This is a genomic window from Oceanitalea stevensii, assembly GCF_014837105.1.
GTDB lineage: Bacteria > Actinomycetota > Actinomycetes > Actinomycetales > Actinomycetaceae > Oceanitalea > Oceanitalea stevensii.
Genome location: NZ_JACSPO010000001.1, coordinates 154,244 through 171,437, shown reverse-complemented (window position 1 = coordinate 171,437; position 17,194 = coordinate 154,244). Strand labels below are relative to the sequence as shown.

15 protein-coding genes are annotated in these 17,194 nt (G+C 74.8%); 1 reads left to right on the top strand and 14 read right to left on the bottom strand.

The features are described from left to right. Positions 1-51: 51 nt before the first annotated feature. The 14 genes from ftsZ to dinB all read right to left on the bottom strand — a co-directional run bounded on the left by ftsZ (position 52) and on the right by dinB (position 16,239). Entirely contained in the window at positions 52-1,257 is a 1,206-nt protein-coding gene (gene ftsZ, locus H9624_RS00800; RefSeq protein WP_251838014.1) for a cell division protein FtsZ, read from the bottom strand. Between the two features lie 442 nt (positions 1,258-1,699). After that, positions 1,700-2,632 (bottom strand): cell division protein FtsQ/DivIB, encoded by a 933-nt coding sequence (locus H9624_RS00795; protein WP_251838013.1) that lies wholly within the window; start codon positions 2,630-2,632, stop codon positions 1,700-1,702. Beyond that, complete coding sequence (gene murC / locus H9624_RS00790) at positions 2,629-3,951, bottom strand: UDP-N-acetylmuramate--L-alanine ligase (protein ID WP_286010719.1); 1,323 nt, start codon at positions 3,949-3,951, stop codon at positions 2,629-2,631. The genes H9624_RS00795 and murC overlap by 4 nt, the downstream gene beginning before the upstream one ends. A gap of 35 nt (positions 3,952-3,986) precedes the next feature. After that, a complete protein-coding gene (murG, locus tag H9624_RS00785) occupies positions 3,987-5,093 on the bottom strand; it encodes an undecaprenyldiphospho-muramoylpentapeptide beta-N-acetylglucosaminyltransferase (protein ID WP_286010718.1) in 1,107 nt (368 codons plus the stop codon). A gap of 1 nt (position 5,094) precedes the next feature. Beyond that, on the bottom strand, positions 5,095-6,363 hold the full coding sequence (gene ftsW / locus H9624_RS00780; RefSeq protein WP_307784905.1) for a putative lipid II flippase FtsW: 1,269 nt from the start codon (positions 6,361-6,363) through the stop codon (positions 5,095-5,097). Next, entirely contained in the window at positions 6,360-7,817 is a 1,458-nt protein-coding gene (gene murD / locus H9624_RS00775) for a UDP-N-acetylmuramoyl-L-alanine--D-glutamate ligase (RefSeq protein ID WP_251838010.1), read from the bottom strand. Before murD ends, ftsW begins: the two co-directional genes overlap by 4 nt. Further along, positions 7,814-8,905 (bottom strand): phospho-N-acetylmuramoyl-pentapeptide-transferase, encoded by a 1,092-nt coding sequence (mraY, locus tag H9624_RS00770; RefSeq protein ID WP_251838009.1) that lies wholly within the window; start codon positions 8,903-8,905, stop codon positions 7,814-7,816. Before mraY ends, murD begins: the two co-directional genes overlap by 4 nt. Beyond that, on the bottom strand, positions 8,899-10,296 hold the full coding sequence (locus H9624_RS00765) for a UDP-N-acetylmuramoyl-tripeptide--D-alanyl-D-alanine ligase (protein WP_251838008.1): 1,398 nt from the start codon (positions 10,294-10,296) through the stop codon (positions 8,899-8,901). The genes mraY and H9624_RS00765 overlap by 7 nt, the downstream gene beginning before the upstream one ends. A 61-nt stretch (positions 10,297-10,357) precedes the next feature. Further along, entirely contained in the window at positions 10,358-12,109 is a 1,752-nt protein-coding gene (locus H9624_RS00760) for a peptidoglycan D,D-transpeptidase FtsI family protein (protein ID WP_251838007.1), read from the bottom strand. Next, entirely contained in the window at positions 12,106-12,489 is a 384-nt protein-coding gene (gene ftsL, locus H9624_RS00755; RefSeq protein ID WP_251305058.1) for a cell division protein FtsL, read from the bottom strand. The genes H9624_RS00760 and ftsL overlap by 4 nt, the downstream gene beginning before the upstream one ends. Continuing rightward, complete coding sequence (gene rsmH, locus H9624_RS00750; RefSeq protein WP_251838006.1) at positions 12,486-13,487, bottom strand: 16S rRNA (cytosine(1402)-N(4))-methyltransferase RsmH; 1,002 nt, start codon at positions 13,485-13,487, stop codon at positions 12,486-12,488. Before rsmH ends, ftsL begins: the two co-directional genes overlap by 4 nt. A gap of 163 nt (positions 13,488-13,650) precedes the next feature. Then, a complete protein-coding gene (gene mraZ / locus H9624_RS00745; protein ID WP_251838961.1) occupies positions 13,651-14,082 on the bottom strand; it encodes a division/cell wall cluster transcriptional repressor MraZ in 432 nt (143 codons plus the stop codon). Positions 14,083-14,483: 401 nt separating this feature from the next. Continuing rightward, complete coding sequence (locus tag H9624_RS00740) at positions 14,484-14,864, bottom strand: SCO2097 family morphological protein (RefSeq protein WP_251838005.1); 381 nt, start codon at positions 14,862-14,864, stop codon at positions 14,484-14,486. 100 nt (positions 14,865-14,964) lie between these two features. Next, on the bottom strand, positions 14,965-16,239 hold the full coding sequence (dinB, locus tag H9624_RS00735) for a DNA polymerase IV (RefSeq protein WP_251838004.1): 1,275 nt from the start codon (positions 16,237-16,239) through the stop codon (positions 14,965-14,967). A gap of 27 nt (positions 16,240-16,266) precedes the next feature. Between dinB and H9624_RS00730 the strand changes: the two genes are divergently transcribed. Further along, a complete protein-coding gene (locus tag H9624_RS00730; RefSeq protein WP_251838003.1) occupies positions 16,267-17,145 on the top strand; it encodes a spermidine synthase in 879 nt (292 codons plus the stop codon). Positions 17,146-17,194 lie beyond the last annotated feature (49 nt).

Here is a 17,194-nt window from a genome sequence, read left to right as displayed (position 1 = left end):
CCCCCCCCCCCCCCCCCCGGGACCGAGGTCAGCGGGCTCGAGCACCGCTGGTCAGCGCAGGAAGTCGGGGATGTCGAGGTCCTCCTCGCGGCGGCTGCGCACCGGCTCCTCGTCGAAGACGCGGGGCACCTCCAGGCCGCGACGCTCGCCCTCGCTGCCCGCGTAGGCGGGCACCGGCTCGGCGGGCTGCTCACGACGGGCCGGCTCGGGGCTGGCGGCGACGGGCGGCTCCGGGGCGCTGGGCGCGCTCGGGAGCGTGGCCGGGGCGGCGGCGCGGCGCGCCGGGGCGAGCGGCGCCGGGGCCTTGGTGCCCGGGTCGTCGAAGCCCGCCGCGATGACGGTGACGCGCACCTCGTCGCCGAGGGCGTCGTCGATGACGTTTCCGAAGATGATGTTCGCCTCGGGGTGGGCGGCCTCCTGGACGAGGCGGGCGGCCTCGTGGATCTCGAAGAGCCCGAGGTCGCTGCCACCCTGGATGGAGAGCAGGACGCCGTAGGCGCCGTCGATGCTCGCCTCGAGGAGCGGGGAGGAGATCGCCAGCTCGGCGGCCTGGACCGCCCGGTCCTCACCGCGCGCCGAGCCGATGCCCATGAGCGCGCTGCCGGCGCCCTGCATGACGGACTTGACGTCGGCGAAGTCGAGGTTGATGAGACCCGGGGTGGTGATGAGGTCGGTGATGCCCTGGACACCGGACAGGAGGACCTGGTCGGCGCTCTTGAAGGCGTCGAGCACCGACACGTTGCGGTCGGAGATCGACAGCAGGCGGTCGTTGGGGATGACGATGAGCGTGTCGACCTCGGCGCGCAGCGCCTCGATGCCGGCCTCGGCCTGGGTCGAGCGGCGGCGCCCCTCGAAGGTGAACGGGCGGGTGACGACGCCGATGGTCAGCGCGCCGAGCGAGCGCGCGATCCGCGCGACCACGGGTGCGCCACCGGTGCCGGTGCCACCACCCTCGCCGGCGGTGACGAACACCATGTCCGCCCCGCGCAGCACCTCCTCGATCTCCTCGGCGTGGTCCTCGGCGGCCTTCTTGCCGACCTCGGGGTCCGCGCCGGCGCCGAGCCCACGCGTGAGCTCACGCCCCACGTCGAGCTTGACGTCGGCGTCGCTCATGAGCAGCGCCTGTGCGTCGGTGTTGACGGCGATGAACTCCACGCCCTTCAACCCGACCTCGATCATCCGGTTGACGGCGTTGACACCGCCGCCCCCGATGCCCACCACCTTGATCACTGCTAGGTAGTTCTGCGGTGCCGCCACGTCGGCCCCCTCACTTGAGTCTGCTGCTGGTCCTCGGCCAACCCTCAACCTCTAGTTGAGCGTTAGACTTATGTCATTCTTGCGCACCCGGAACGCTAGGTGCCCGGTGCTGCCCCGGCAACGACCACCGTGGGTGTGTCGCGCCCGGATGTCGGGCTGCCGTCCGGGCATGTGCCACAAAGGCGCTCCGGACGGCGGGCAGCGGGCGCTGAACCAGCCTGCGACCTTGAGCTGAGGCCGAGCCGGGTCCCGCCCCGCGGCCTTAGTGGCACGTGCCCACGCCCCCGCCCTCACCAGGGTGCCGTCCGGACGCTGGCCCGTCCCGGACGCACCACCAGCGGGACCAGGCGGAATCCGGCTGTCGGCGCATTGGCACGACGCGCTGGTGCGTCGCCCCGGCAGCAACAGCTCAGCGCTCGGCGAGAAGGGGGTGGGCGGGCGGTCAGTCGGAGAGGGTGGGGGCGCGCGGGACCGTGACGTCGTAGACGGAGGCCTCCCGCTCGCGCAGGACGGCGAGGACCGCCGCCTTGAGGTCGGACTCCTCGACGCTCCCCCAGCGGACGTCGGCGCCGTCGGTGAGCGTGAGGCTGATCGAGGCCGGGTTGACCGCCCCGGCGGTGTCGACCTCGGCGCGCAGGTCCTCGGGCAGCTCGGCGAGCACGGTGAGGACCGCGCTCAGGGTCTCCCCCGCCCGTTCCCCCTCCAGCGGCACGGTGACCCGGGGCAGGCCCTCGGGCGCCTTCTGCGCCGTGCCGACGACCACGCCGTCGACGTCGAGCAGGACGAGGCCGTCCTCCGCGGTCGCCGCCGCGACGGGCTCGCGCGGGACGACGTCGACGGCGAGGCCGCGCGGCCAGTGGCGCGTCACGGTCACCGAGCGCACCGTCGTGATCGCGCGCACGTCCTCGGCGAGGGCGCCGGTGTCGAGCCGGGTGAGCGGCGTGCCGGCACGGTCCTCGACGAGCGCCATCACGTCCTCGCGGGGAACGGTCGTGCCCTCCCCGACGCCGGAGACGGTGACCTCCGCGACGTCGAGGGCGAGGAGGGGCGAGGCGAGCAGCGCCCACGCGACCCCGCCGACGAGCGTGACCACGCCGACGGCGAGGAGCACCTTGCGCCAGGCGAGGCGGCGCCGTGCGCGGGCCTGCTCGGCGAGGCGCTCGAGGAAGCCGGGCTGCGGGGGCAGGGCGGGGTCCGGCTGCTGGCGCACGGGCAGCCAGCGCCGGCGCTCGGCCGGCTCACCGGTGACCGCCCTCGAGCGGTCGGGAGGCTCGGGGCGCCGGGGGGCGACCTCGCGCGGCTCGTCGGCCGGCTGGTCCGGCTGGTCCGCCTCCGGCCCGCGGCGCGGCTGGCGCGGCGCTGCCGGCGGCCTCACGACCGCTCCGCCAGGAGCGCCAGGACACGAGGTCCGAGCTCGGTGACGTCCCCGGCGCCCATGGTGAGGACGAGGTCGCCGGGGCGCGCGAGGGCGGCGACGGCGGCCGCGGCCTCCTGGCGGTCGGCCACGTACCGGGCGCCGTCGGCGAGGTCGGTGATGAGCGAGCCGTCCACGCCGGCGACGGGGTCCTCCCGGGCGGCGTAGACGTCGGTGACGACGACCTCGTCCGCGGCACCGAGCGCCGCGGCGAACTCCGCCGCGAAGGTCTGGGTGCGCGAGTACAGGTGGGGCTGGAAGAGGACGACGACGCGCCCCTCGCCGGCGGCCAGCCGCGCCGCGGCGAGCGTGGCGGCGACCTCCGTGGGGTGGTGGGCGTAGTCGTCGACGACGCGCACGCCGGCGGCCTCCCCGCGCGACTCGAAGCGGCGTCCGGTGCCCCGGAAGGCGCCGAGCGCGGTGGCGAGGGCCTGCGGGTCGGCGCCGAGGGCGACGCCGGCGCACCAGGCCGCGGTCGCGTTGCGGACGTTGTGGGCGCCGGTGACGGCGAGCTCCAGCCGCACGGGCGGCTCGCCGGCCCTCTCGAGGGTCGCGGAGGCGCCGGCCGCGCCGACGGTGAGGCCGGTGATCCGCACGTGGCCCTCCCCCACGCCCGGCGCCGCGCCGGTGCCGTAGGTGAGCACCCGTCCGGGGGCGTGCCGGGCCAGCCGCAGCGCGCCGTCGTCGTCCGCGCACGCGACGAGGAGGCCGGTGACCCGGGCGGCGAAGTCGACGAAGGCCTGCTCGAAGGCCTCCCGCGAGCCGTAGTGGTCGAGGTGGTCGGGCTCGACGTTGGTGACGACGGCGACGGCGGGACGGTAGTTGAGGAACGAGCCGTCGGACTCGTCTGCCTCGGCGACGAAGGCGCGGCCGGTGCCCAGGTGCGCACCGGTGCCGAGCCCGGCGACCTGCCCGCCGATGGCGTAGCTCGGGTCCGCGCCGACCTCGGTGAGGGCGACGGCGAGCATCGCGGAGGTCGTCGTCTTGCCGTGCGCCCCGGCGACGGCGACGAAGTCCTGGCCCCCCGCGGCGGCGACGAGCGCCTCGGAGCGGTGGATGACCGGCAGGCCGAGCTCCCGGGCGCGGACGAGCTCGGGGTTGTCCGGGCGGACCGCGGTGGACACGACGACGGTCGCGCCGGCGGGCACCTGGGCGGCGTCGTGCCCAGCGTGGGCGCTGACACCGAGGCCGCGCAGGCGCTCGAGCGTGGCACTGTCGCGCGCGTCCGAGCCCGAGACCTCGAGCCCGCGCGCGGCGAGGAGCTCGGCGACGGGAGCCATGCCCGCACCCCCGATGCCGATGAGGTGGTAGCGGCTCACGGCGTCACCCGGGCGGCGTCGACGACGAGCTCGGCGAGCCGCGCGGCGCCGTCGCGGATGCCCGCCCCCGCCGCGGCGCGTCCCGTCGCGGCAAGGCGCTCGGGGTCGGCGAGCAGCTCGCGGAGCGGGCCGGTGACGTAGGCGGGCGTGAGCTCGGCGTCGGCGACGATCGTCCCCCCGCCGGCGGCGACGACGTCGGCGGCGTTGCGCCGCTGCTCGCCGTTGCCGATGGGCAGGGGCACGTAGACCGCACCGATGCCGAGGGCGGCGAGCTCGCTCACCGTGCCGGCGCCGGAGCGCGCGAGGACGAGGTCGGCGACGGCGTAGGCGCTGGCCATGTCGTCGAGGTAGGGGCGCACGTGGTAGCCCGCCAGCCCGGCGGTGGCGGCGCGGACCGGCTCGTCCTTGCCCTGCCCGGTGAGGTGGAGGACCTGGACCCCGGCGTCGGTGAGGGCACGGGCGCCGGCGGAGACGGCCTCGTTGACGCGCTGGGCGCCGAGGGAGCCGCCGGTGACGAGGAGGGTGGTGCGCTCGGGGTCGAGCCCGAGGGCGGCCGCGCCGGCGACCCGGCGGGCGGCGGCGTCGCTCTCCCGCTCGGCGACGAGCGCGGCGATCGCGGCACGCAGCGGCAGGCCGGTGAGCACCGCCCGCGGCAGCGGCGTGCCCGGGAAGGAGACGGCGACGTGCCGGGCCCAGCGGGCACCGAGGCGGTTGGCCAGCCCCGGCCGGGCGTTCTGCTCGTGGACGACGACGGGCACCCCCAGGCGCCGTGCGGCGAGGTAGGCGGGGGTGGCGACGTAGCCGCCGAAGCCGACGACCACCTGCGCCCGGGAGTCGGTGATCGCCTCCGCCGCCGCGCGGACCGCGGAGCCGAGCCGGCCCGGCAGGCGGAGGAGGTCGGGCGAGGGACGGCGCGGCAGCGGGACCCGGGGGACGTGGCGCAGGGGCAGCCCGGCGTCGGGCACGAGGCGTGCCTCGAGGCCCGCCTCGGTACCGAGCACCGTGATCTCCGCGCCGCCGGGCAGCGCCTGGAGCGCGGTGGCCGTCGCGAGGAGGGGGTTGACGTGGCCGGCGGTCCCACCGCCGGCGAGGAGGGCGCGCAGCTCAGCCACGGCCGCGCCCCACGACCGCCAGCGAGCGGCGCACGACGCCGCGGCGTGCGCGCAGCGCGGCACTGGCGCCCGGCTCGTCCCGCGCGAAGGCGAGGACGACGCCCATGGCGAGCAGGGTGGCGATGAGTGCGGAGCCACCGGCCGACACGAGCGGCAGCGGGACGCCGATCACGGGGAGGAAGCCGATGACGACCCCGATGTTGATGAGCGCCTGGCCCAGGATCCACGCCGCGATCGCACCGGTGGTGATCTTGACGAACGGGTCGGGGTGGCGCCGCACGATCCGGAACATGCCGGTGGCGAGGGCGGCGAACAGGCCGAGCACGAGCAGCGTGCCCCACAGGCCCAGCTCCTCGCCGATGATCGCGAAGATGTAGTCGTTGTGGGCCTCGGGCAGGTAGGCCCACTTCTCGCGGGACGCCCCGAGCCCGAGGCCGGAGATGCCCCCGGTGCCCAGCCCGTAGAGCCCGTGGAGGGTCTGGTAGCAGGCGGCGCTCTCGTCGCACTCGCCGCCGAAGACCGCGGTGATGCGCTGCATGCGGTTGGGCGAGGAGATGACGAGGAAGGAGACGACCGCGGCGGCGCCGACGACGGCGGCACCGAACCACTTGAGCGGCACCCCCGCGACGAACATGGCGCCGGCGACGACGAGCGCGACGACCATCGCCGTCCCGAGGTCGCGCCCGACGAGGACCAGCCCGAGCGCCAGGACGGCGACGGCGATGCCGGGCACGAGGACGTGCTGCCACCGGTGCAGGAGGTGGGCCTTGCGGGCGAGGACGAGTCCGAGCCACACGGCGAGCGCGAGCTTGAGGAACTCCGAGGGCTGGATCGACTGCCCGGTGCCGGGGATGAAGATCCAGTTCGTGTTGCCCTTCTCGGACAGTCCGAGCGGCGTGAGGATCAGGGCCTGCAGGAGCAGCCCCAGGCCGAGCGCGGGCCATGCCAGCTTGCGGTACCAGCGCACCGGGATCCGGCTGGCGACGACCATGAGCGGCACGCCGACGAGCGCGAAGGTCGCCTGGCTGACGAACTGTCCGTACGGGCTGCCGGTCGCTCGGATCGAGGTGATCGAGGACGCGGAGAGGACCATGACGACGCCGAGGGCGAGGAGCAGGAGGGTGGCCCCGCCGACGAGGTAGTAGCTGAGGACCGCCGGACCCTGGACGGCCGGGTGGCTGGTGTCCCGCGCGCCGGTGCGCAGCGAGCCGGCGGCCGTGGCGGTGGCCCGCGGCAGGCGGCCCGGCTGCACGGCGGTCACGCCGGCTCCCCGGGCAGGGCGCGGACGGCGGCGGCGAAGGCGTCCCCGCGGGCGCCGTAGCTCGCGAACTGGTCCATGGACGCGCACGCCGGGGCGAGCAGCACGGTGTCGCCCGGGCGGGCGAGCCGCGCGGCCGCGGAGACGGCGTGGGTCATCACCTCCCCAGTGTCACCAGCCTCGACCTCGGTGACGGGCACATCCGGTGCGTGTCGTGCAAGTGCCTCGCGGAGCGGGGCGCGGTCCACCCCGATGAGGACGACGGCGCGCAGGCGGTCGGCGACGTCGCGGACGAGCTCGTCGAAGGTGGCGCCCTTCGCCAGTCCCCCGGCCACCCACACCCCGCGCCCGGCGGGCAGCGCCGCGAGGCTGGCGCGGGCGGCGTGGGCGTTGGTCGCCTTGGAGTCGTCGATCCAGGTGACGTCCCCGCGGGTGGTGACGAGCTCGATGCGGTGGCGCCCGCCGTCGTAGGCACGCAGGCCGGCGGTCACCGCGGCGGCGGGCACCCCGTGGGCGCGGGCCAGCGCGGCGGCGGCGAGGGCGTCGGCGACGACGTGCCCCGGCACCTGCCCGCCCGGCAGCGGCGCGAGGTGCGCGAGGTCGGCGAGCGTGGCGAGGGAGGCCGCCGTCGTCTGCCGGCGCGGCTCGAAGGCGCGGTCGCACAGGACGTCCTCGACGATCCCGAGCTCGCCGACCGCCGGGGTGCCGAGCACCGTCCCGACGGCGCGGGCCCCCTCGGCGACGTCGGCCTGCTCGACCATCGCGCGGGTCGTCGCGTCGGTGTAGACGCAGGCCTTGCGGGTGCGCTCGTAGACGCGGGCCTTGGCGTCGCGGTAGGCGGCGAAGGAGCCGTGCCAGTCGATGTGGTCGGGGGCGACGTTGAGGCAGACCGAGGCCTCGGGCGCCACGCTGTGGGTGAGGTGGAGCTGGAAGCTCGACAGCTCGACGGCCAGGGCGTCCACCCCGCCGTCGGCCACGACCTGCACCACCGGGGTGCCGACGTTCCCGACCGCGGGGGCACGCAGGCCGGCGGCGGTGAGGATGGAGCTGAGCATGCCGACCGTCGTCGTCTTGCCGTTGGTGCCGGTGAGGGTGAGCCACGCCGGCGCCGTCGTCGTGGCCGTCTGCTGCACCTGCCAGGCGAGCTCGACCTCGCTCCAGCACGGCAGGCCGGCAGCCTGCGCGCGGGTGAGGAGCGGGGAGGTCGCGGGGACGCCCGGGGACACGACGGCGAGGTCCGCCCCGGCGGCGAGCACGGCGTCGGCGAGGGCGGCGTCGTCGGCGGCGGCGAGCAGCTCCACGCGGGAGCCGAGCGCCGCGCGGGCCGCCTCGACGGCGGCCTCGCTGCGGTCGACGCCGGTGACGCGGGCCCCGAGCGTGGTGAGGACGTCGACGGCGGCACGCCCGGAGGTCCCGAGGCCGACGACGACGACGTGCGCGTCGCCGAGCCCGCTCACGCCGTCACCCACTCCGCGTAGAAGATGCCCAGGCCCAGGGCCACGCACAGGGCGGCGACGAGCCAGAAGCGGATGACGATCGTCACCTCTCCCCAGCCACCGAGCTCGAAGTGGTGGTGGAGCGGGGCCATGCGGAAGACACGTTTCCCGGTCGCCTTGAAGAAGCCGATCTGGATGACGTCGCTCATGACGATGATGACGAAGAGGCCACCGATGACGATGGCGAGGAACTGCGTGTGGGTGAGGATCGAGAAGCCGGCGATCGCGCCGCCGAGGGCGAGGGAGCCGGTGTCGCCCATGAAGATCTGCGCCGGGGAGGCGTTCCACCACAGGAACCCGAGGCAGGCGCCGATGAGGGCGGCACCGATGAGCGAGAGGTCGCGCGGGTCGCGGACCTCGTAGCAGGCGGACCACGCGGCGCTCGGGTCGGAGAGGAACTGGCAGTTCTGGTTGGACTGCCACATCGCGATGACGGTGTAGGCCGCGAAGACCATCGCCGACGCCCCGGTGGCCAGGCCGTCCAGGCCGTCGGTGAGGTTGACGGCGTTGGACCACGCGGTGATGAGGAAGTTCGCCCAGAGGATGAAGAGGATGAGCCCGAGGAACGCGCCGGCGAAGGCGAGGTCGATCGAGGTGTCGCGCACGCCGGAGATGTGGGTCGAGCCGGGGGTGCGGAAGTTCTCGTTGGGGAACTGGAGCGCGAGGACCGCGAAGGTGATGCCGACGAAGGCCTGGCCGACGATCTTCCAGCGGGCGCGCAGGCCGAGCGAGCGCTGCCGGCTGATCTTGATGTAGTCGTCGGCGAAGCCGATGAGGCCGAGCCCGACGATGAGGAAGAGGAGCAGCAGCCCCGAGGCGTTGGGCGGGCGCCCCGCCGTGAGGTTGGCGACCGCGTAGCCGATGACGGTGGCGAGGATGATGACGACGCCGCCCATCGTCGGCGTGCCGCGCTTGGTGTAGTGCGCGGTGGGTCCGTCCTGGCGGATGAACTGGCCGTAGTTGCGCTTCGTGAGGAAGCGGATGAACAGCGGCGTGCCGAAGAGCGCGACGACGAGGGCGGTGGCCCCCGCCACGAGGACGGTCACCACGCGGCGCCACCCCCCTGCGTCAGCCGTTCCGCCAGGCGCCACACGCCTGAGCCGTTGGACCCCTTGAGCAGCACGAGGTCACCCTCCTGGAGGAGCTCGTCGAGAAGGGCCGCGGCGGCGTCGGCGTCGGCAGGACAGTGGGTCTGCGGGCCCTCGCCCGCCCCACGGCGCACCGGCTCGCCCGCCGCGCCGAGGGCGACGAGGACGTCGACCCCCAGCTCCGCGGCGAGGCGACCGACGTCCTCGTGGGCGCGCTCGGACTCCTCGCCGAGCTCGAGCATCTCCCCGACGACGGCGATCCTGCGGCGGGCGGGCATCGCCGCCGTGGCGCGCAGCGCGGCCGCCATGGAGTCGGGGTTGGCGTTGTAGGCGTCGTCGAGGACGACGACGCCGTCGGGCCGGTGGGTGATCGCCATGCGGTGCGCGCTCACGCGCTCGGCGGTGCTCAGCGCGTGGGCGACGGCGCCGGCGTCCAGGCCGAGGGCGAGCGCGGCGCCGGCGACGGCGAGGGCGTTGGAGACCTGGTGCTCCCCGAGGAGCGCGAGGCGCACCGGGTGGCTCGTGCGCGCGCCGGAGGCGTCGGTGTGGAGGACGAAGGAGGGCCGGGCCTGCTCGTCGAGGGCGACGTCGGAGGCGCGGACCTCGGCGCCCTCGCCCCGGCCGAAGAAGGTGACCGGCCCGGGCGCGGCGGCGGCCATGGCGGCCACGCGCGCGTCGTCGGCGTTGAGGACGGCGGCGCCGCCGGGGAGCAGGCCGGCGACGATCTCGGCCTTGGCGCGGGCGACGGCGTCGATCGTGCCGAAGCCGCCCATGTGGGCGTGCCCGACGACGAGGACGACGGCGACGTCCAGCGGCGCGATCCGGGTGAGGTAGTCGATGTGCCCCGGGCCGCTGGCCCCCATCTCGAGGACGAGGTAGTGGGTCTCCCGGGTGGCCGAGAGGACGGTGAGCGGCAGGCCGATCTCGTTGTTGAAGGACTCGCGCGGCGCGACGGTGGGCCCGGCGTGGGCGAGCACCTGGGCGAGCAGGTCCTTCGTCGTCGTCTTGCCGACGGAGCCGGTGAGGCCGACGACGCGCAGGGAGCCCTCGGCCCGCAGCCGGGCGAGGACCTCGCGGGCGAGCTCGCCGAGCGCGGCCACGGAGTCCTCGACGAGGACGTGCGGGGCGTCGACGGCGTGCTCGGCGACGACGACGGCCGCGCCGGCGGCGTGGGCCGCGGCGGCGTGCGCGTGCCCGTCGGTGCGCTCCCCGCGCACGGCGACGAAGACGGAGCCGGGGCCGGCCAGGCGGGAGTCGGTGACGACCCCTCCGGTGAGGAGGAGCTGGGGGTCCACACCCACCGGGCGTCCGCCGACGGCCTGGGCGAGCTGGGCGACGGTGAGCTGGATCACGGCTGCCCCCACCGGAGCTGGTCGTCTGGAGTCACGTCTCGACAATCTATCCGCAGCGGGCTCACTCTGCCCGCATCGGGAAGAGTGACGCTGGCGTCGTTGACGGCGGGATGCCGAGGTGCTGCAGCGTGTAGCCGGCGATGTCCTTGAAGGCGGGGGCCGCGATGATCGAGGACGGCACCTGGTGTCGCGGGTGGTAGACGACGATGCCGACGGCGAACTGCGGGTCGTCCGCCGGGGCGACGCCGACGAAGTTCGCGACCGTGCGGGTGAGGTTGCCGTTCTCGTCGGGGACCTGCGCGGTACCGGTCTTGCCCGCGAGGCGATAGCCCTCGAGCTGGCCGAGGACACCGGTGCCCTCCTGCGTGACGACCCCCTCCATCATCGTCACCATCTGCTCGGCGGTCTCCTCGCTCACCACCTGCCGGCCCTCGGGCGGCTCGGCGGCGTGGAAGCGGCCCGTCGCGTCGGTCGTGCCGTCCACCAGCCGGGGGGCGTGGTAGACGCCGTCGTTGCCGAGCGCGGCGGCGATGGCGGTGTTCTGGACGAGGTTGACCGCCAGGCCCTGGCCGAACATCGTCGTGTACCGCTGGCGGCCGTCCCACTCCTCGGGTGTGGCGAGGATGCCGGGCGTCTCGCCCGGGAGCTCGATGCCGGTGCGCTCCCCCATGCCGAAGGCGCGGAAGTACTCGTAGCGCTCCTCGTCGCTCATCCGGTCACCGATCATCACGGTGCCGGTGTTCGACGACGTCGCGAGGATCCCCGCGACCGTCATCTCCTCGGTCGCGTGCGGGTCGGCGTCGGAGAAGGTCTGCCCGGAGGGGGTGGTGAAGCGGTCGGGCGTGGTGAAGGTCGTCGTCGGGGTGACGGCGCCGGTGTCGATGGCGGCGGCGAAGGTGGGCAGCTTGCCCGTCGAGCCGTTCTCGTAGGCGGCCTGGACGGCGCGCGAGCCGCGGTTCTCCGGAGGGCTGGCCTGGTAGTCGTTCGGGTCGACGGCGTCGGAGTCGGCGATGGCGATGACGCGGCCGGTGCCGATCTCCTGGACGACCATCGCGCCCCACGACGCCTTGTACCGGTCGACCGTCTCGTCGATGACCTGCTGGGCGCGGAACTGGACGTCCCGGTCGATCGTCGTGTGGAGGGTGTCGCCGGGCTCGGCGGGGACCGTCTCGCGCAGACCGGTGGGGATGGACTGGCCGGTGCGGCCGATCTCGACGACGCTGCTGCCGGGCACCCCGCGCAGCTGCTCCTCGAAGGAGAGCTCGAGGCCGGCGAGGCCCTCGTTGTCGCGCCCGACGTAGCCGAGGACGTTGCCGGCGGTGTTGCCGTTGGGATAGAGCCGCTCGGAGGTCTGCTCCGGCTCGACGCCGGGGATGCGCAGCGCCCTCACCTCACGCCACTCCTCGGGGGTGAGGCCGCGGGCGATGTAGGCGAAGGTCGAGTCCCCGACCATGTCCGCGCCGAGCTCGGCGGGGTCACGGTCGAGGATCGGGGCGAGGAGGGCGGCCGCGGCGACGGCGCCCTCCTTCTCCTCGCCGTCGATCTCGGCCCGGAACTCGCGGATCTTCAGCTGGTTGACGCCGACGTTGTAGCGCTGGACGGAGGTGGCGAGCACCTCCCCGTTCGCGTCGAGGATGTCGCCGCGCATGGCCTGGATCGTCGAGTGCGACAGGCGGCTGTTGAGCGCGTCCTCGGCCAGGCGCGGGCCCTCGAGGGCCTGGACGTAGACGAGGCGGCCGGCGAAGACGATGACGATCGCGAGGACGACGGCGAGGACGGCGTTGTGGCGCCGGACGAGGGTGCGGCCACTCACTCCGCGTCACTCCCGCCGAGGATCGTGCCCTCCCGCAGGGAGATGAAGTCGACCCGCTCGGCGGGCTCCATGCCGAGCTCCTCGGCGCGGCGCTGGAGGCTGGCGGGTGAGCCGGCCTCCTCGACCTGCTGGACGAGCGCGGTCTGTGCCTCCTCGAGCCGGTTGAGGTTCTGGGTGGCGTCGTGGATCGCGTAGGCGTCCACGGCCATCTGGGTGTTGATGAGCAGCGCGGCGACGAGCGAGCCGAGCAGGATGGTGGCGCACAGCAGGAGGTAGGGCACGAGGGACCGGGCCGGCGCAGGGCTGCGCACGACCTGGAGCCGCGGGCGCCAGGACCGGCGCGGTTCGACGGCGGCGGTACGGGCGGGCATCGCACTCATGCGGCGCTCCTTGATCGTGGACGCATGTGGTCGGGGGTGGGACGGGTGCGCTCGGCGGCGCGCAGGCGGACGGAGGTGGCCCGGGGGTTGGCGGCGCGCTCGGCGTCGTCGGCCTCCTCCGCGCCGCGGGTGAGCAGCCTGAGGTAGGGCTTGTGGGTCTCGGGCTCGACCGGGAAGTCGGGCGGTGCCGAGGACGTGGCGCCGCGGGCGAGGGCGCGCTTGACGGCCCGGTCCTCGAGGGAGTGGTAGGCCATGACGACGATCCGTCCGCCGACGGCGAGCGACTCCAGGGCGCGCGGCAGGGTCCGCTCGAGGACGGCCAGCTCGTCGTTGACGGCGATGCGCAGGGCCTGGAAGGTCCGCTTGGCGGGGTTGCCACCGGTGCGGCGGGTGGCGGCCGGGATGGCGGCGCGGACGAGGTCGACGAGCTCGCCCGTCCGCAGGATCGGCTGCTGCTCGCGGCGCCGGACGATGGAGGAGGCGACGCGCTTCGCGAAGCGCTCCTCCCCGTAGTCCCGCAGGATGCGGCTCAGCTCGCCGACGGACGCCGTGGCGAGGAGCTCCGCGGCGCTCATGCCGCGCGTGGGGTCCATCCGCATGTCGAGCGGGGCGTCCTGGGCGTAGGCGAAACCGCGGTCGGCCTCGTCGAGCTGGAGGGAGGAGACACCGAGGTCCATGAGGATCCCGTCCACTCCCCCGGGCGCGTACTCGGCGGCGACCCGGTCGACGTCGTCGTAGACGGCGTGGACGGCGGTGAAGCGCTCCCCGAAGGGAGCGAGCCGGCCACCGGCCAGCGCGATGGCCTGCGGGTCGCGGTCGATGCCGACGACCCGCGCCTCGGGGAAGCGCTGGAGCGCGAGCTCGCTGTGCCCGCCCATGCCGAGGGTCGTGTCGATGAGCACGGCACCCGGCCGCTCGAGGGCCGGGGCGAGGAGGTCGAGGCAGCGTGCGGCGAGCACGGGGACATGACGCTCGGCGGCGCTGCGGTCCTCGGTCATGGCCCTCCTCCCTCTCTCTTTCGGTCTGGTGCTGCTCGGTCGTGCCACTGGGGCGGTCGGGGGCCCTCCACCACCCGACCAGGACTCCCGCCGCCGGGCTCTGGCGCCGGGGAAGTGCGTCAGAGTCGCGGTGAGAGACCTCGTCGTGCGGAGGTCGGGTGGGTCAGAAGAGTCCGGGGACCACCTCCTCGGCCGTGTCGGCGAAGGCGTCCTCGGAGGCGGCCAGGTAGTCGTCCCACGCGGCGGCGGACCAGATCTCCACCCGCGAGCCCGTCCCGATGACGGCGAGCTCGCGCTCGAGGCCGGCGTACTGGCGCAGGTGGGGCGGGATGGTGATGCGGCCCTGCTTGTCGGGCTGCTCGTCGGTGGCACCGGCGAGCAGGACGCGGGAGTAGTCACGCACGCGCCGGTCGGTGACCGGCGCCTTGCGCAGCTGCTCGTGGATCTCCTCGAACTCCCGCATCGGGTAGGCCGCCAGGCAGCGCTCCTGGCCCTTGGTGAGGACCAGGCCCCCGGCGAGCTGGTCGCGGAACTTGGCGGGAAGGATGAGGCGGCCCTTGTCGTCCAGGCGCGGGTGATAGGTGCCGAGGAACACGCAGTCCACCACCCTTCCCCGAACCACTCGCCGCCAATGCTCACCACATTACTCCACTTCCCTCCCCCGTCAATGGAAAGACGCGTCACGCCGCCGCCTTGCGACGCCGTCGTCGCAGGTCAGCGCATGTGGGGAGAAGTGGAGGAGATTGTCAGCGGTGACGGCGTCGGCGCGTCGTCACGCCGCCGCTCGCCGCCCGAAACCGCCCATCCGGCCCGCCGGGGAGCGCGGCGGGCCCCGCGGGTGGAGCGATGTGGGGGGCGCTCGTGGAGGGATGTGGGGCCGACCGGTGGAGGGGTGTGGGGCGGCCGCCCACCGTCAGGCGCCGAGAACGGGGGCCTCAGACGCCGAGAGCCGGACTCCTCGGGTGAGGAGTCCGGCTCTCGCGAGAAGGGGGTGGGTCAGCGGCCGCGCTCGTCGCGGCGGCGATCCCAGCGCTCCTCGAGACGCTGCATGAAGCCGCTGTGACGCGGCGGGGAGGCGGCCCCTCCGGCCCGCGGCCGGGAGGACGGCGCCTTGGGGGCGGCACCTCGCGGCTTGGAGATGGCAAGCATGACGCCGCCGAGCATCGCGACGAAGCCGAGCACCCCGAGCCACACGAAGGAGGCGGCGACGCCTCCGACGAGCATCGCGAGGCCGGCGAGGACCGCCAACGTCCCGAGGGCGAGGCGACGGCCCGAGTAGCGCTGCTCGGAGGTGAAGGTGCTCACCAGGCGGGGGTCGGAACGGAGCTGCTGCTCCATCTGGCTGAGCACCCGCTGCTCATACTCAGAAAGAGGCATCGGTCCTCCGATCCTGGTCGAGGTGCCCTCCACGAGGGCGACTGACCCAAGTTTAGGTCTCCGGAGCGCCGGGGGAAAGCCGACCGGAGCCCGACTCTTCTCAGTATCGCTCCCGGTTGCCGCCCGCCGTCGGCTCCGGGCCCTCGGCCGGGCCCGCTCCCGCCTCCGCGGAGCGCTCGAGGAGGGACGCCGGGCGCAGCGCCGCGGGCCCGAAACGCTGTCGGATCGTGTCCATCGCCGTCTCGGCCTCGCGCCTGTTGTCGTCCTCGTCGAGGCGGAGCTGGACGCCCTCGCCGGCCTGCTGCAGCTGCTCGACCCGCAGGCCGATGAGGCGCACGCCGCCCGGGGGCAGGGCGACGTCCTCGAGGAGGGAGCGGGTGACGGCGAAGACGTCGTGCGCGACGTCGGTCGCCTCGGTGGCACGCGAGCGGCTGATCGTCCGGAAGTCCGAGAAGCGCACCTTGAGCGCCACGGTGCGGCCCACCATGCCGGCGGCCCGCAGCCGCGCCGCGGTGCGGTGCGCCTGGTCGAGGAGGACCGCCTCGAGGGTCGCCCGGTCGGTGACGTCCGCGGCGAAGGTCGTCTCGGTGCCGACCGACTTCTCCACCCGCTCCGGCTCGACCGCGCGCGGGTCGCGGCCGTTGGCGAGGTCGTGCAGCCGCTGCCCCGCGGCCACCCCGAGGATGCGGTGGAGCGTGCGCACCGGCTGGGCGGCGAGCGCCTCCACGGTGTCGATGCCGTGGACGTGCAGCCGCTCGCGGGTGCGCTCCCCCACGCCCCACAGCGCTCCCACGGGCAGGGAGTGGAGGAAGGGGACGGTCGCCTCGCGCGGGACGAGGAGCAACCCGTCGGGCTTCGCGTGGCTGGAGGCGAGCTTGGCGACGAACTTGGTCGCCGCCACACCCACGGACGCGGGAACGCCCAGCTCGCGGTGGATGCGCTCGCGCAGGGCACGGGCGATGGCCACCGGGGGGCCGAGCCGCCGTCGGGCGCCGGACACGTCGAGGAAGGCCTCGTCGATGCTCACCTTCTCCATGACGGGCGTGACGTCGCCGAGGATCGCCATGACCTGCCGGGAGACGCGGGTGTAGGTGTCGTGGTGGGGCGGGAGGACGACGGCCTGCGGGCACAGCGCCCGCGCACGCGACATCGGCATCGCCGAGTGCACGCCGAAGCGCCGGGCCTCGTAGGTGGCGGACAGGACGACGCCACGCTGCTCACCGCCGACGATGACCGGCCTGCCGAGGAGGTCGGGCCGGTCGAGGAGCTCGACGGCGGCGAAGAAGGCGTCCATGTCGACGTGGAGCACGCTCGTGCCCGTGTCGTCGCTGCCCCAGTCGCGCCGGGCCGCGGCGCTGCGCTCGCCTCTGCTCATGTCGGGTTCAAGGCTAGCCTGGGGCGCATGCCCGAGCGCCCAGCCCTCCGACGGCGCGGCCGCAGCAGGCGCCTGCCCCTCCCCGACCTGCCCGAGGGCCCGGTCCGGACCTCCACCGGGGTGGTCGAGCTGCTGCGCGACCCCTCCCGACCGTCGGCCGTCACCGTCTTCATCAACGACGCCGAGAGCTCCTACGTCGACCTCGCCGACCCCGCCCACCTCGAGTTCGAGTACATGCAGCAGATGACGGTCGTCCTGGAGGAGGCGGGAGCCCCGGCGCCGGCGCCTCTGCGCGCCGTCCACCTCGGCGGTGCCGGCTGCGCGCTCCCGCGGGCGGTGGAGGCCGCCCGTCCGGGATCGACCCAGCTCGTCGTCGAGATCGACGCGGAGCTCGCCCGCCTGTCGCGGCTGTGGTTCGACCTGCCCCGCGCCCCCCGCCTGCGGGTGCGGGTGGCGGACGCCCGCGCCGCCCTCGGGACGCTCACGCCCGGGTCGTGGGACGTCGTCGTGCGGGACGTCTTCGCCGGCGTCGTCGTCCCCAACCACGTGCGCACCGTGGAGGCCGCCGAGGAGGCGCGTCGCGCGCTCACCGAGGACGGCCTGTACCTCGTCAACCTCACCGACCGGCCGCCGCTCACCGTGGCCCGCACCGAGGTCGCCACGCTGCGCGAGGTCTTCCCGCACGTCGCGCTCGTCGCCGACCCCGCGATCCTCCGCGGCCGCCGCTACGGCAACGTCGTGCTCGTCGGCTCGGCGCACCCGGTCGCGACGCCGGGCCTCGACCGGGCGCTGCGCGGGCTCCCGCTGCCGGTGCGGCTGGTGGCGGGTGACGACCTGGTCGACTTCGCCGGCTCGCACGCCCCCCGCCACGACGACGTCCCGGCCGCGTCACCCGGCGAGTCCTGAGCCGGGGACGACGAAGGGGCCCGCACCGTCACCGGTGCGGGCCCCTTCA